Here is a 14,008-nt window from a genome sequence, read left to right as displayed (position 1 = left end):
TCGTGAGGGTCGCCGACGGCCGCCGAGGCAAGGTGAGGGCGACTGAGGGCCACCAGGGTCGGCCGAGGGCCGGTGACCACCGGTGAGGGTGAGGACGACTGCTGCTGCGGTTTCACGAACCGATCGTTCAGGCCTGGCGCAGATCCTCCATGGTCACGGCCGAACCCGGCAGGACCGAGGGGGCCGGGGCCCGCAGTCCGTCCAGGAACAGTTGAAGGTGGCGGTGGACGAACCGGTCGGCGTTCAGGCAGCCGGTACCGGCCGGGGGCCGGCTGAGCTGGGCCACCGCGATCATCACGTCCCCCACGCCGACGTCGGGCCTGAGCTGCCCGGCCGCCTTCGCACGGTCCATGACCTCCTCGATGATCCGCTCGACCCGTTCGCGCGCGGCTTCGAGGTCGGGGTGGTGCTCGTCGAAGGTGCTGGAGATCATCGGGCACAGCGCGCTGAGCCGCTCCTCGGCGGAGGCGTGCACGAACCGCTCCAGCGCCCCGAACGCGTCTCTCTCGGCGAGGGCGATCTGCCCGGCCTGGACCATGCGGTCCAGCACCGAGCAGACGACCTCACGCACCAGGGCGTCACGGTCGGGGAAGTTGCGGTACACCGTGGCATTGCCGACGCCGGCCCGGCGCGCGATCTCGTCGAGCGGCACATCGGGCCCGAACTCGACGAACATCTCGCGGGCGGCGATGACGATCCGCTCCCGGTTGCGCTGAGCGTCGGCACGGGGCCGGGTCACCTTACGCACGGTGGGGGTAGCGGTCGCGGTCTGCACGGCGCACTCCTTCTGACGTTTCGGGCTGTTTCGGAACGTTCCTGAACGTTTCGGAACTGATGACGATCCGGGGATCGACTCCCCGTTTCGCTCGGACACATGACTAAACGGGGATGGCGTCCCCGGTTATTTCCCAAACCCAGAAGTTTCTCGATGTGACCTGAGTCACATCCGGGATGGGGGCGGAACAGGGAGGCCATCAGGGGCGGAACGGGGAGGTCGCGAGCGGGTGTGGGGCCGCCGAGGGCGGGAGGGCGGGGCAGGCGCGGGGCGGCAATGGGCGGGCCGCACCCCCGGTGAACGGACGTCCCGAAATGGGCGTGACCAGGGGGCACGGGTGCCCGGACGGGACCGTCGCGGCCGTACCGGTCGGTAATCCACGATCGGTCTCCCCCAGCGCGCGCCCGCGTACACCGCGTCGGAGGGTGATCGAAAGGACGCAGCCGGTGACCGGTGGCTGCCTGGAGCGAAAGGCCCCCTGCATGCAGCCGCAGCCCCTGCGCACCGCCCCGGCCCGCGCAGGCGAGCCACTCCGCCGTCGGATACGCCCGCGCCGCGTCGCCGCGCTCGCCTCCGTCTCCGTGCTGACGCTCGCGGTCAGCACGTCGGCCGGGTCCGGACACCTCGCGCCGGCCCCCGGTGCGACGACGGCCGGCGCGGGCCCCGCCTCCCTGGCCCGCTCCTCCGCCCTCGCCCCCTGCATGATCAATGGCCGTGCCACCGTCCAGATGTCCGAGGGCCTGCCCACACCGGGCGGCTACTCCCGCTCCACCGGCACCGTCCGCGCCCTCACCCTGATGATCGACTTCTCGGACGCGCCCGGCCGGGGCAGCGCAATGGGCCGCTACCGCGAGTTCTTCCCCCAGACCGAGGAATGGTTCCGCACGGCCTCGTACGGCCGCCTCGACTACCGCGGCGAGACTCCGATCCGGCACTGGCTGCGCATGCCCAAGACGTTCCGCGAGTACGGCATAGAGCGCGGCGCGCCCTTCGACCCCGGCTACCGCGAACTCGTCCAGGACATCGTGGCCGCCGCCGACCCGACGGTGGACTTCCGCTCGTACGACCTCCTGAACGTGCTGGTCACCCCGAACGCGGGCCCCTCCGCCCTCGACACGGTGCTTTCCGTGACGTTCGCCGGCAACGCGGAGGCGCCGGTCGCCGACGGGGTGACCGTGGCGAACGCGTCCTTCGTCTACTCACGCCAGGACGACGGCTCAGGCTCCTACGACCGCACCGGCTACCGCGTCCTCCCCCACGAGAACGGCCACGTCTTCGGCCTGCCCGACCTCTACACCCAGGAGGGCGGAGGCGCGGTCGGCCACTGGGACATCATGAGCGAGGACTGGGGCGCCAACAACGATCTGCTCGGCTGGCACAAGTGGAAACTGGGCTGGCTGGACGCCACCCAGATCGCCTGCGCGGCGGCGCAGGGCACGACGGAGTACCCCCTGACCCCCCTCTCCCGCGCGGCCGGCCCGAAGCTGATCTTCGTCCCGATGAGCGACCGCACCGGTTACGCCGTCGAACTGCGCGCCCACGGCGGCAACGACGAGAGCGTGTGCCGCTCGGGCGTCCTCATCTACAAGGTCGACGCGGACGTCGACACCGGCATGGGCCCGGTCACGGTCTACGACTCCCACACCGACAGCGGCGGCTGCACCCGCAGCCCCAACGTCCACGCGGAACTCTCCGACGCCCCCTTCGCTCCGGGCGAGACGTTCAAGGACCCCAAGAGGGGCATCCGCATCTCGGTGGTGGGCGCGGACCTGAAAGGTGACTACCGCGTACGGGTGAGCCGGGGGTAGCAGCCGCTGCAGTCGTGGACGGGCGGCCGGACGGATGTGCAGACGGGCGGACAGCCGTGCGGGCGGGCGGGACGTGCGGTCCGCAGGCCGACCGGGGCTACCGTAGGCCTGCCGCGACGCCGTACGACCACGCACGCACACGCACGCACACGCACCCGCACGTACCGCACCCGGCCGGTAGGTAGGTACACACCGTCACCGCACACCGGCACCGCCCACGGCCGCCGCACGCTGTCACTGCCGTGCCCCTGCCCACACCACCGCCAGTTCCGCCGCCGTATCGGAGAGCCGAGCAGCAATGTCCGCGAAGACGACCGCATCCGCCCCCGTCCCGGCTCCGGTACCGCGCCCGGAGGCCGAGGCCGGGCAGGCGCCGACGGAGGCCGTCTCGCCGCTGATCCGCGGGGTCACCGTGTTGCGGCGGCTGACCGAGGCGGGCGGCACGATGAACCTGAGCGGACTGGAGCGTGCCACGGGCCTCGCCCGCTCCACGGTCGACCGCATCACCGCGACCCTCACCCGCATGGGGTACGTCCGTCTCGACGGCCGGGACGCGATCCTGACCCCCCGTGTCATGGAACTGGGCAACGCCTACCTGGCGGCGCTGCGCCTGCCCGCGCTGCTGTCCGCCCGCGCGGACCGCCTCGCCGACGAACTGGACGAATCCGTGTCGTTGGCCGTCGCCGACCGCGACGGCATCCGCTTCATCCACCAGGCGACCCGCCGCCGCGCGATGTCCCTGAGCTTCCGCATCGGCGACCTGCTCCCGGCCGAACGCACCGCGCCGGGCCAGCTGTTCGCGACGGAGTGGACCGACGCCGAGTGGCAGGCCTGGCGCGCCCGCAGGACGAGGGACCCGCAGAACCGCGACTTCCCGACCGTGCCGCCGTCGCCTGCACGGAGCGCGGGGAGCGACGAGGACTTCACCCGCAGGACCGCGCGGGCGGCGGAGGAGAACTGCGCTCTGGACGACCAGTTGATCGAACCCGGTCTGGTGGCGGTCTCCGTCCCCGTACGGGATCCGCGTACGGCCCGGATCGCGTGCGTGGCGAACGTCGTCAGCCATACGAGCCGGCACACGTCGGCCGACCTGCGCGACACGCTTCTCCCCCGCCTCCGTCTGGCCGTGGCGGCGATGGAGGAGGACCTGCGCCGGGCACCACACCCCGAGCCGGGCCGGTCCCCGGCGGGACTGGCGACCTGGACGGGCGCTTCGAAGCAGGAACTGGGCCGCGAGTTCATCGAGTCCCTCGCCCGGGGCCTGACCGTCCTGGCGGCGTTCGACGAGGGCCGGGCGGAGCTGACCCTCACGGACGTCGCGAAGACGACCGGCCTGGCGAGGGCGACGGCCCGCCGGGCCCTGATCACCTACGAACACCTGGGCCTGGTGGCCCCCACCCCCCACCGCACGTTCGCCCTCACCCCCCGGGTCCTCTCCCTCGGCTTCCCGCCCCTCTCCCGCACGTCGCTCCCCCGGATCGCGACCCCCCACCTGACGACGCTGACGGACGCCGTCCAGGAGACGACCTCCCTGGCGGTCCTGACCGAACGGCGCGACGAGATCCAGTACACGGCCCGGGCGACCGCGAACCACGTCATGAGCGTGGACATCGCAGTAGGCACACGGCTCCCGGCCCCCTCCACGGCAATGGGCCGCCTCCTGCTGACCGGGCCCGCGGTGGCGGGGTCCTACGCCCTGGCCGACGAGGAACTGGAACAGGGCGTACGCGCGATCGCCGTCCCGATCCGCGACCGGGACGGCCGGGTGATCGCCGCCCTGAACGCGGCGACCCACGTCGCCCGCCGCACGGCCGAGGAGTGCGTCGACGACATCCTCCCGGCCCTGCTCTCCACCGCCTCCCACATCGAGACAGACCTCCACACAGCCGCCCGCTTCACCCACGTCCCCCTGACCTGACCCCCACACCCCCCAACCCGAATCCGGTACGCTGACGCCAGTAACCCACAGGGTCACCACCCCGCCTTCGTAGCTCAGGGGATAGAGCACCGCTCTCCTAAAGCGGGTGTCGCAGGTTCGAATCCTGCCGGGGGCACAGAAAAAGGGCCAGCTCAGGAGGGTTTCCTCCCAGGCTGGCCCTTCGTCGTGTCCGGAGTCGTGCCACACGCGTGCCACTACGGCTGTACGGGGGCCGGATCCTCTAGTCCGAGACGGCCTCTCCCTCACCCTCACGGATCATCGCTCCGAGCCGATCAGCGATGGCCCGGTCACGGTCGCTGGTCATGTGCTGGTAGATCAGCGCGGCGCGCGAGCTGCTGTGGCCCATGCGGGTCATCAGCTCACGGGTGCTGGCACCGGCGGTCGAGGCCAGCGTGTTGCCTGTGTGGCGGAGATCGTGAAAGTGGAGTTCCGACGTGACGCCCGCCGCCGTCCTGGCCGACACCCAGTCGTCGCGGAAGTTGCTTCGCCGGAGCTGGCCTCTCTGAGGGCCGACGAAGACGTGTCCGTCGCGGCCGGGCGCGGCAAACTGTTCCAGGTGGCGTGTGACGTCGTCGAGCAGCTCGGCGGGGAACGAGATGACACGTACGCCAGCAGCGGACTTCGGCGCTTTGTCGAAGAGCCGACCGTCCTGCAACTCAGCTTGTGACCGGCGGACGCTGACAGTCAGGGCTTCCAGGTTGATGTCTCGGCGGCGGAGGGCTGCGAGTTCACCGAACCGCAGAGTGGTGAACGCGGCCAGGAGGACGAGCAGCCGGTAGCGCGGCACGATGGAGTCGGCGACGGCGAAGACTTCGGTGACCGTGAGGACCGGTCGTTCGGGCACGTCGTAGCGGTCGGCACCCTTGATACGGCACGGGTTGCGCCGGATCAGCTCGTCGTCCACGGCCATGTTCATCAAGGCCCGCAGTAGTTGGTACGCCTTGACCACCGTCGGCTCACCAACGCCGGCCGCGAGGAGCTTTCCCCGCCAGCTACGCACACGAGCCGTCGCCACGTCTGCCACGGTCCCGGCTCCGAAGGTGGGCAAGATGTGCAGCCGCATGACGGACTCAGACCTCTCACGAGTGCGGTCGGCTAGCTTCCGGTCCCGAAGCCACGCGATCGCGTACTCCTCGAAGTTCACCGCCCCGGCGTCTGGGTCCGACCACTGGCCACGCGAGATGTCAGCCTCGATTTGGGCGAGAGCGACTTGAGCATCGCTCTTCGTCGGGTACGTCTTCTCGGCCGGGCGGAGTTGCCCACTCTCAGGGTCTCGATAGCGGACCTGCCAACGGCCGGACGGGAGCTGACGAGCCGACCCGAAGCTTCTACGCTGCTTCTTCTGGTTGGTCATCAGGCGACCCTCCGCAGCAAGCCACGCCGATGGTCGATCGGCTGCACCGTGTGGGCTGCGACGAAGGCGGTCAGCGCGCTCTCCGGGATGCGGACGTGCCTACCGACCTTGACGAACGTGATGCGTCGCTCGGCGATGAGGCGGCGCGGGAAACGCTCCGAGGTGCCGAGGCATTCGGCCACCTGCGCCACGGTGAGGTAGCGGTCAGCCACGGGTGGGTTCTCCTTCCGTTCCGGGGTTGGTGGGGGCTTGCGGCGAGTAGACCTTCCAGCGGCTGACGCCGAGACTCTCGGCGACCTGGTCCACGGTGAGAACGGCCGTCGTCATGCAGGCAGCAGCCCTTCTTGTTTGGCGCGTTGGGAGTGGGCGATGTCGTGGCGAACCTGGGCGGCGAGGAGCTCTTCGCCAGGGCGGTAGCCGCTGCTGAGGTAGGTCCATGAGGAGTCGGTGACGAGGGTGGTGTTCTCGTCACCGCCGGGGAGGCCGGCGCGGATGCGGGCGGCTTCGGCCTGGGCGGTGCGCCAGGCGCGGCGTACGTCGCGGAGTGCGCCGAGGGTGGTCGAGTAGGCGCGCGATTTGCTGGAGAAGTGGCCGCGGAAGCCGAGCATGTGGGCCCACTTCCAGAGCTTGAGTTCGGCGAACTCGGGGAGGTGGCCGAGCGCCCATGCGGTGCGGATCATCTGGCGGGCGTGCTGCTGCACGGGGAGGTCTGTGAGGGGTTCGGCCTGGCCGGTGCCGTCGCAGTCGACGCAGAGGTCGTGGAAGCCGTCAGGGCCGCGTACGTGGCCGCGTCCGGCACAGGGGCGGCATACGAGGGTGCGGTCCACGGTGCCCGCGCCCTCGGCGTTCTTCGTGGCGTACTTGGCCACGTATCCGGCGACTTTGGCGTCCGTGAGTTCGCCGTCCCCCAGGGCGGAGATCTGGTCCACCTTGAAGCGGTCGCCCCACCGGATGACCCGTTCGCCGACCGCGTCCGACTCGATCGTGAGCCGGGCACGCTCGACCGCCAGGCCGACGGCGACACGGAGGGCGTCGAAGGTGGCCCAGGCCGGGGGTGAGGTGGTGTGGCCGTCGGGACCGTCGAAGCGGACGACCGCGTGAAAGTGGACCAGGCCGCGTTGCTGGTACTCGGCGACCTTGGCGAAGGAGACGCGGAGGGCTGTGTTGAGTGCTTTCTGTGTCATGCCAAGGTGCTCGGCGAGGGCACGGCGCAGGTAGGTGGTGAAGCGCGCCCACAGGGCCCCGGCATGGGCGTTCCAGAGGACGGCGCCGGTGTAGTCGTAGCTGGACGGGCGGAGTGGAGTGCCGAGTTCGGGAGCGTCCCGGGGGTGGTTCTCGCCGCACGGGCAGGGGCGCGGCTTGCCCGCGTTGGTCGTGGGGCGGTTGTGGACGGGGCCGAAGGACGGGGCGGTGAGGGTGACGAAGGCGCGGGGGTGGTCGCGGACGGTTTCGGCGACGTTCTTTCCGCCGGACAGTCCGGTCTTGATCAGGTGGTAGGTGTCGGCCGCGTAGAGGCGCGAGCAGGCGGGGCAGCGGGAGGCGCGGCGGTTGCCGCAGGTGGTGAGGAGGCGTCCGGAGGGTTCGTCCTCGGAGCGGTAGGAGCGGACGACTTGTTTGGTGGTCTGGTCGGTGGTGACCGTCCAGCCGTGCAGGTTGACGGGGCTGGTGCAGCCGCGAAGGTCGCGGACCTGTTCGGTGACGCGGTCGAAGTCGTCGGTGTTGGCCAGTTCGACCAGGTCCCGCAGGCCGGGGCTGATGACGTGGCGCAGGTCGAGGGGGCGGCGCATGGGTGGCGGGGTGTCCCTTCTGGCGCGAGGGTGAGACCTGCGGGCAGCAGCGATTCAGTGCGCTCGGGCTGCTGCCCGCAGGCATGGCAAGTCGGGCCCTGGGGCGGGCGATGGTGGGGAGCACCGGAGAGGCCGGCGGAAGGGGGGGCCCTACAGAGCGGCGTGCAGCGCGGTGGCCATGGGCAGGCCGATCCCGAGTCGCGTCTTGAGCTGGGCCGCCGTGATCGGTTCGCCGTGCTCGGTGTGGTGGGATGTCGCGATGGAGCGTGCTTCGGTCAGCAACGGCTCAGGGACCTTGACCGCAGGCGCAGCGGGAGCCGGGGCGATCTGAGGAGCGATCGGGGCCGGGGCCGGAAGGGTGAGGGGCACCGAAGGACGGGAGGCCTCCGTTGCCGTCTCGGCCTGCGGGTCGATCTCGTCCGGCACGGAAGCCGGTACGGCGGGCCGCGCAACGGTGTGGAAGGCGCGCAGGAGCTGCGGGCCGACGGAGCCCCAGCCGAGGAGGAGCAGCGGGGCCACCGCGTCGACGGCGGCGCGGCCGTAGTGTCCGGCGACGATCGGTTCTGCGACGTTGAGGGCGAGGGTCAGCAGTCCGGAGAAGTGCATGAGGCGGGTGGCAGCCGTCATCTGGTCGGCCGGCAGGCCGCGCAGCGAGAGGTAGCGCAGGGCGACCAGGAGGCCGACCACGGACAGGTCCACCATCGGGGCGATGAGCGGTGCGATCGGGCCGGGGACGCCCAGGCGCAGGGCGAGCGACCAGACGTTGCCAAAGGAGAAGACGAACGCCAGCGCGGCAATGACGATCATGACGGCGGTGATGGTGCGCTGAGTGATCCGGTCTTCTGTCATGAGTGTTCACCTCCTCTCCGGGGTGACGGGAACGGCCGAGGGCGGTTGGCAGGCTGCTCAGACGTCGAGCCTGGTGAGGTCCACGTCCGCCGTGCGGAGGCCGAGGAAGGCTTCGAGGAGGACGGAGGGGTCGGCGGTGAGGTTCGCAGTCTGTTTGGCGACACGGGCCGCTTCCGTGTCGGGCACGTAGGGCGTACGGATGCGGGTGAAGCCGGGTTGCGACTGGTGGTTCATCGAGGCGACGCCGACGTAGGTGGGGTCCTGGAGGTTGATCGGGTTGGCGTCCGGCCATTCCCGGATCTCCTCGCCGAGCGCGGCCACGGAGGCTTCGGCAGTCTTCTGGGCGAAGCTCAGGCCCACGGGGCACACGTCGCGGATGAAGGTGGGGATCGCGTCGCCGGTGGACTTCTGAGTGGTGAGGATGACGAGCAGTCCCACGGACCGGCCCTTCTTCACCAGGTCTTCGACGAGCCGGGCGTTCTCGGCGGCGAGCGCGGCCAGCTTCTTCGTCTGCTGGTCGCTGCCCTTGTGGTCGCGGAAGTAGGTGTGGGCTTCGTCGATGATCAGCACGACCAGGGGCCAGTGTTCGGACGGACCGACGTCCCACATGGACTTCACCCCGAGCATCTGGCGCACCGAGGCCGACCGGGCGCGGCGGAGCTCCACCAGGTGCCGGAACAGCTTGTTGGCCTCTTCCAGGTCATCGCCGACGAAGGCGAACGTGCGTTGGACCCAGTCGGCATAGTCGCCCTCGTAGGCCGCCGACACCTTGCCGTCCGCGCAGGCGAACTGCACCGCGGGCGAGGGTGCCCAGTCGGAGAGGAGCCGGTTGATCAGGCTGGTCTTGCCGAAGCCGGGGAGGCCGGCCACGGTGACGCCGGGCACCTGCGTGAGGTTCACGGAGACGGGCCGCGCGTACTCGTCCAGGCCCAGATCCCACCGGGCTGTCTCCTCCGGTGGCTCACCCGTGGGGTGGTGCTCGGTGGGGAACTTCAGCGGGTCCAGTCGCACACCCCGGATGAGGACCTGCCCAGGCTTGTCCTGGGTGACCGCCACTCGCGTGCACCGCCAGGCGTCCGCGAGATGCGGGCCCGCCTTCTGGAACTGCTGGAGTCCAACACCAGGCAGGCACTGTGCCCGCGCGATCACTCCGTACGCGTCGTGCTTCACCTTCAGGGAGGGGATGAGGACGCGCGGCTTGATGGGCTTGCCGTTCGTGTTCGCCAGAGACGCCAGGGCGGTCGGGGTCTTGTCCGTGGCCGACAGCTTGAGCATCGGTGCGAGCCGCTTCCAGCCCCAACGCACGCGTACGGCCTGCCGTATGGACTGCCGGGTCATGACGTCGGCGCGAACGTAGCGCACGACCCACCAGGCCGCCCATCCGACGAGCACGGCGAGCGGCAGGGCGACGACGAGCGGGACTTGACCAAAGATCCCTTCCGCCGGGGCGTTCGAGTCCTTCATGTGTGGCTCTCCAACGGGTTGTAGAGGAAGGCCGCCAGGGCCGATTCGAGGGCCGCCCGATCCGCCGACGCGTCGAGGCGGGGATAGCCGTAGCCGACGAGCACGGCCGCCACCGAGTTCACGAGTGATTCGGTGAACCGGGCATCCGGCCCGGCGTGAGACAGCGGGTAGCTGCGCTCAGCGCCGGACCGGGAGGCAATGACGCTCACGCCGCCTCAGCGGCCGGGGCCACCAGGTCCAGCCGACCAGCGCGGTAGGCGATGCCGTCCGAGAGCGAGCCGTTGAAGATCCGCGCCCACGGGGTGGCGAACAGTTCCACCGGCATGACCGGGACACCCGGCCGGAGTCCGTTGGGCAGTCCGGTCTCCGGAACGGTGATCTTCAGAGCTTCGGCACGGTCCTCCTCCATGAAGAAGAGGGTGATCGTGTAGAGCTTCGCGCCGGTCTCACGGTCGGTGGCGAACTGCGTCTTCTCCTGGTCCGCGTACTTCGGCACCGGCAGGGTGCCGACCATGAACGACGAGGTGGGGAGCAGGCCAACACGGATGCGTGCCATGGGAGTTGATTCCTTTCGGTTGCGCTCCACCAGAGCGGTGGGGCGTGATCACCATTGAACATAGCTAACCTAGCAGTGTCAAGTGACTCGGGTGAGCTAGGTATCAGCTGACATAGGCCACCTATGTCAGTGGGGTGTGCTAAGGGTGCTAGAAATCGCTACTCTTGGGCCATGAGCCCCGCGCCAGAGAACAAGCAGGACCGCCGGCCGCCGTATCAGCACGCTGCCGACGAGCTTCGGCGCGACATCTTGCAGGGGCGGATCAAGCCGGGCGAGCAGATGCCGTCCATCCGCGAGCTGCAAGAACGCTTCGGCGTGGCCAACATGACCGCGAGGTCCGCACTCAATGTGCTGCGCGATGAGGGCTTGATCTACACGATCCATGGACGTGGCAGCTTCGTCGCAGACCACAGCGCCGGCGGGGAGTTCTCGGCGAACTACACCGCTCCCGCTTGGTACCTGGCGAACCAGGACGAGAAGCCTGGCCAGGCAGGGCAGGGGGAGGGGGGGCCCGACGCCACCGAAGCGGCCGAAGACGCCGGGACCACCCTTGCTGAAGCACTCACCGCGCTACGTGACGAGATCCGTGTCCTCAGCGCTGATCATCAGGAACTGCGACGTGAGGTCGAGGAGCTGAAGGCAGCTCAGCAGCCGAAGCCGTAGTCCTGATCTGGGCCACTTCCTCTCGCAGCTCCCTGGTCTCCCTGCTGAGGCGGACGACCATGGCCCGCATCTCCTCGATCAGCGCGACTACCTGATCCGCGTCCCCGACGTGAATGCTGATCGACCTCGTTTCGTTGTCCGGTATGTGCTCGGTCATCGCTCCCCGCTTGCTGCCGTGCCGCCGTTCCGTGCCGCACTTGCTCGAACCGCCGGGACTTGCCCACGGCATCCGTGCCTCTCCCAGGTTGATCGACTACTGGCCTGCGGTTCTGTTCAGAGTTTCTTTACTGGATCAAGGCGGCCCGCCTACGGCGGTCCGCGCGCGCTGGCGGCCACGGGCCGCCGCCGCTCCCTGTCTCCGCCACCGCTGCGCCGGCCCCCGGCCACTCAGCGCGCAGCACCGCCAAGCCAGACAGCCAGGCCAGGAAGCAACCGGCCGGCCCGAGCCACAGGACCACGACCAGGTCCAGGCCGTGCCCGAGCAAGCACGACCCCGCCGTCCGGATGGCCGCCGTTTCAAAAGCGGGAGACGTGGCTGATACCGGGACGGGGTTGCTGGAGACACACGTGACGGGTACTCGTTCGGCGCACCCGCCGCCGTGGCTGACTTTCGGTGGCGCAGGCCAGAACTGCGCTTCCAATGACTGGCCTTCAACCGCTCTCCTCTCTAACTCAGCGACAAACGAAAGGGGTTGGAGCAGCACCCGAATCCGAGCACGCCGACCGCCCCGGTACCATCGGCACCGGGGTCCTGATCAGGGCTTCCGCGACCGGACCACCCGGAATGCTGTCGAGGCTGAGGGGTGGTCCGGTCTTTTGTTGTTGTCGTCCGCGCGAGGGTGGCGCGAGACGGGTCGGTTGGGGTTCGGGGTCAGATCAGGGCTTTGCCCACCTCGTAGATGGTGGGCCGATCCTCCGGGGCATGACTGAGCATCGCGTCGACCAGTTCGCCCAGCTCACCGGGCACCTTCACGGGCCGACGTCGGCCATTGGCCACCGCCTCTCGCTGCACGGGACGAGGAGCGTCGTCCGGGTACTCGACCGCCCGCCAGCCCGTGGCGGAGATGAGCAGCGAGGCCCCGAGCGCGTAGATGTCAGCTTCCTGAGTCGGCTCCGCTTCCCCGGTGTCCAGCACGCTGCGCGCGATCTCCGGTGCTTCGTAGTGGACGAGGCAGCCGCGGAACGGGAAGTCGTAGCCCTGGGGCACGTGTCCGCCCCGGGCGAGGGCGAGGTCGATCAGGTGCGTGCGTTCCGGTCCGATGATGAAGTGGGCGGGCTGCACGTCACCGTGTGCCCAGCCCCTCACGTGCAGATCGGCCAGAGCTTGGACACATCCCAGCGCCACACTGGCGTGGGGCTTCATGAGCGAGCCTGCCTTACGGCATGGCTCCCACAGCCTGTGCAGGTCTGGTCCTTCGTGCCACGGCTGGAAGTTCCACGTACCGTGCTCCCATTCGCCGAACACGGCTTGCAGGCCGAGGCGATGCAGGACGGCGCCCTCACGTGCGGGCGCGAGAGCGGTCCACGGCTGGGCAGGCCATTCGGCAGTGGCTTTGATCGGATAGCCGAGCTTCACGGCGTAGTGGCCCCGGTGGTTCTCCACCTCCCACACCGTGGAGCCCCGGCGGTTGATGACCATGCGCCGAGTCGTGGGCATGAGCGCGTCGAGCACCACGATCGGCAGTTCAGGGGTTGGGCCGGACAAGATCTCTTCTCCCTCCGGGCGAACGCGGCCGACCCGAGTCGAGGCCGGCCGCTTCGCTGCTGTCGTGAACTACGCCTGACCGTACGGTCGGCCACAGTCCGAGTCGCACTGCGCGAGGTTCGCGCCGTCCACGGTCCACAGGTCGTCGAAGACCACGAACCCGGCCGCCTTCATGGCGTGAGCCGAGGCAGCGACCTTCTCCGGGTCGCGTGCTCCTCCACCCGGCTTCGGGTTGTGGTGCAGGAAGCGCCCCGCGTGCTGCTCGCAGAGCTCGGCGTACTCCTTCGTGTGCAAGATGAGCGCGTGGAGACCGAGGTCGACGTCGTCGGACGGGACCATGGGAACGGTGGCCGTGGCCGCCGTGACCAGGAAGGCGACCGCCTGGTCCGCGATCCGCTCAGCGCGCTCGGGGGGCTGCCCGTTGTGGGTCACCACGAAGCGGGCCAGGTTCTCGAACAGCTCTTCGCCAGCCACCGCGCGGCCGGTCTTCTGATCGTTCGCTGTTGCTGTCATGTGCAGTCTCCTCAGGTGAGGTGGTGCGGGGCATGTACCACCGTCCCGATCGGCGAGCTCGGCTCAGAGACGATCGGGAAGCGGGCTTTGAGGCCGCCCCGGACGGGGACGGGGAGCCGGGCGGTCGGCACCCGTCCGGGGCGGCCGGTCTACTGGCCGGACCCGAGGGCCACGCCGATCACCAGACCGCATGAACCGCTGATGCAGATGATGAACAGGACCCCGGCATACCGGCCGATGGCGCGCATCACAGCGGGACCTGACTGTCGTTGTTCCGTACGGCCAGGCGGGCACTCAGTTCTTCTCGCGCACTGGGTGCCGCCACGCTGCCCGGCATGGCATCCCACTCCTTGCCGCCACGGACCGGCCGCATCTGCACGCGGCCACCGATCTCACCCATGACGAAGCCGATGCGTCCGGTGGCACTGTCTTTCGCCAGTTCACCGATGGCTGGTCTGGTCTGCTGATTGCTCGCCATGCACACGAGCATCGCGATTCAGGTACCCCTGCCAAAAGGTCAGGCTGATTACCCAACTTGGGTAATATCGCGGCAAGTAGAGAATCCGCGACGTTGCGTAGCCCTCGCAGTGTGGGA

Annotated in this window: 15 protein-coding genes and 1 tRNA gene; 4 read left to right on the top strand and 12 right to left on the bottom strand. The window is 69.5% G+C overall.

Features of this window, described 5'->3' with window-relative positions; genetic code table 11:
- Nucleotides 1-127: 127 nt before the first annotated feature.
- Nucleotides 128-775: a TetR/AcrR family transcriptional regulator gene (locus ACIRPU_RS27090; RefSeq protein ID WP_403871796.1), complete on the bottom strand. Its 648-nt coding sequence runs from the start codon at nt 773-775 to the stop codon at nt 128-130.
- 482 nt (nt 776-1,257) lie between these two features.
- On the opposite strand from ACIRPU_RS27090, the gene ACIRPU_RS27085 reads away from it, so the two are divergent.
- The 3 genes from ACIRPU_RS27085 to ACIRPU_RS27075 all read left to right on the top strand — a co-directional run bounded on the left by ACIRPU_RS27085 (nt 1,258) and on the right by ACIRPU_RS27075 (nt 4,637).
- Nucleotides 1,258-2,583, top strand: coding sequence for a M6 family metalloprotease domain-containing protein (locus ACIRPU_RS27085; protein ID WP_403871794.1), 1,326 nt, complete (start codon nt 1,258-1,260; stop codon nt 2,581-2,583).
- Nucleotides 2,584-2,881: 298 nt separating this feature from the next.
- Complete coding sequence (locus ACIRPU_RS27080) at nt 2,882-4,501, top strand: helix-turn-helix domain-containing protein (RefSeq protein ID WP_403871792.1); 1,620 nt, start codon at nt 2,882-2,884, stop codon at nt 4,499-4,501.
- Between the two features lie 63 nt (nt 4,502-4,564).
- Nucleotides 4,565-4,637 (top strand) — tRNA-Arg (locus tag ACIRPU_RS27075).
- A gap of 105 nt (nt 4,638-4,742) precedes the next feature.
- On the opposite strand, the gene ACIRPU_RS27070 is transcribed toward ACIRPU_RS27075, so the two are convergent.
- The 8 genes from ACIRPU_RS27070 to ACIRPU_RS27035 all read right to left on the bottom strand — a co-directional run bounded on the left by ACIRPU_RS27070 (nt 4,743) and on the right by ACIRPU_RS27035 (nt 10,532).
- On the bottom strand, nt 4,743-5,876 hold the full coding sequence (locus ACIRPU_RS27070; RefSeq protein WP_403871790.1) for a tyrosine-type recombinase/integrase: 1,134 nt from the start codon (nt 5,874-5,876) through the stop codon (nt 4,743-4,745).
- Complete coding sequence (locus ACIRPU_RS27065) at nt 5,876-6,088, bottom strand: excisionase family DNA-binding protein (RefSeq protein ID WP_403871789.1); 213 nt, start codon at nt 6,086-6,088, stop codon at nt 5,876-5,878. Before ACIRPU_RS27065 ends, ACIRPU_RS27070 begins: the two co-directional genes overlap by 1 nt.
- Complete coding sequence (locus ACIRPU_RS27060) at nt 6,081-6,203, bottom strand: hypothetical protein (RefSeq protein WP_403871787.1); 123 nt, start codon at nt 6,201-6,203, stop codon at nt 6,081-6,083. The genes ACIRPU_RS27065 and ACIRPU_RS27060 overlap by 8 nt, the downstream gene beginning before the upstream one ends.
- Nucleotides 6,200-7,663 carry a replication initiator gene (locus tag ACIRPU_RS27055; protein ID WP_403871786.1) on the bottom strand — a complete coding sequence of 488 codons (1,464 nt, stop codon included), beginning with the start codon at nt 7,661-7,663 and terminating at the stop codon, nt 6,200-6,202. The genes ACIRPU_RS27060 and ACIRPU_RS27055 overlap by 4 nt, the downstream gene beginning before the upstream one ends.
- Nucleotides 7,664-7,813: 150 nt before the next feature.
- Nucleotides 7,814-8,512, bottom strand: a complete 699-nt coding sequence (locus tag ACIRPU_RS27050) for a DUF2637 domain-containing protein (RefSeq protein ID WP_403871784.1) — start codon at nt 8,510-8,512, stop codon at nt 7,814-7,816.
- 57 nt (nt 8,513-8,569) lie between these two features.
- The gene (locus ACIRPU_RS27045) at nt 8,570-9,976 is read right to left on the bottom strand and encodes a cell division protein FtsK (RefSeq protein WP_403871782.1); all 1,407 of its coding nucleotides are present in this window, start codon (nt 9,974-9,976) and stop codon (nt 8,570-8,572) included.
- Entirely contained in the window at nt 9,973-10,098 is a 126-nt protein-coding gene (locus tag ACIRPU_RS27040; protein ID WP_403871780.1) for a hypothetical protein, read from the bottom strand. Before ACIRPU_RS27040 ends, ACIRPU_RS27045 begins: the two co-directional genes overlap by 4 nt.
- Before the next feature lie 83 nt (nt 10,099-10,181).
- Nucleotides 10,182-10,532: a hypothetical protein gene (locus ACIRPU_RS27035; RefSeq protein ID WP_006381100.1), complete on the bottom strand. Its 351-nt coding sequence runs from the start codon at nt 10,530-10,532 to the stop codon at nt 10,182-10,184.
- 171 nt (nt 10,533-10,703) lie between these two features.
- On the opposite strand from ACIRPU_RS27035, the gene ACIRPU_RS27030 reads away from it, so the two are divergent.
- Nucleotides 10,704-11,195, top strand: coding sequence for a GntR family transcriptional regulator (locus ACIRPU_RS27030; RefSeq protein ID WP_403871778.1), 492 nt, complete (start codon nt 10,704-10,706; stop codon nt 11,193-11,195).
- Nucleotides 11,196-12,066: 871 nt separating this feature from the next.
- Here ACIRPU_RS27030 and ACIRPU_RS27025 read toward each other — a convergent pair.
- The 3 genes from ACIRPU_RS27025 to ACIRPU_RS27015 form a co-directional block, all read right to left on the bottom strand.
- Nucleotides 12,067-12,900 carry a protein kinase gene (locus tag ACIRPU_RS27025; protein WP_403871776.1) on the bottom strand — a complete coding sequence of 278 codons (834 nt, stop codon included), beginning with the start codon at nt 12,898-12,900 and terminating at the stop codon, nt 12,067-12,069.
- A 69-nt stretch (nt 12,901-12,969) separates the two neighbouring features.
- Complete coding sequence (locus ACIRPU_RS27020) at nt 12,970-13,413, bottom strand: glycine-rich domain-containing protein (protein WP_403871774.1); 444 nt, start codon at nt 13,411-13,413, stop codon at nt 12,970-12,972.
- Between the two features lie 247 nt (nt 13,414-13,660).
- Nucleotides 13,661-13,903 carry a hypothetical protein gene (locus tag ACIRPU_RS27015; protein ID WP_403871772.1) on the bottom strand — a complete coding sequence of 81 codons (243 nt, stop codon included), beginning with the start codon at nt 13,901-13,903 and terminating at the stop codon, nt 13,661-13,663.
- Between the last annotated feature and the right edge of the window lie 105 nt (nt 13,904-14,008).

Origin of the sequence: Streptomyces sp. NPDC102259 (assembly GCF_044766465.1) — a bacterium.
Classification (GTDB): domain Bacteria; phylum Actinomycetota; class Actinomycetes; order Streptomycetales; family Streptomycetaceae; genus Streptomyces.
The sequence above is the reverse complement of the archived record's forward strand: the minus strand, read 5'-3'. Positions and strand labels throughout refer to the sequence as shown.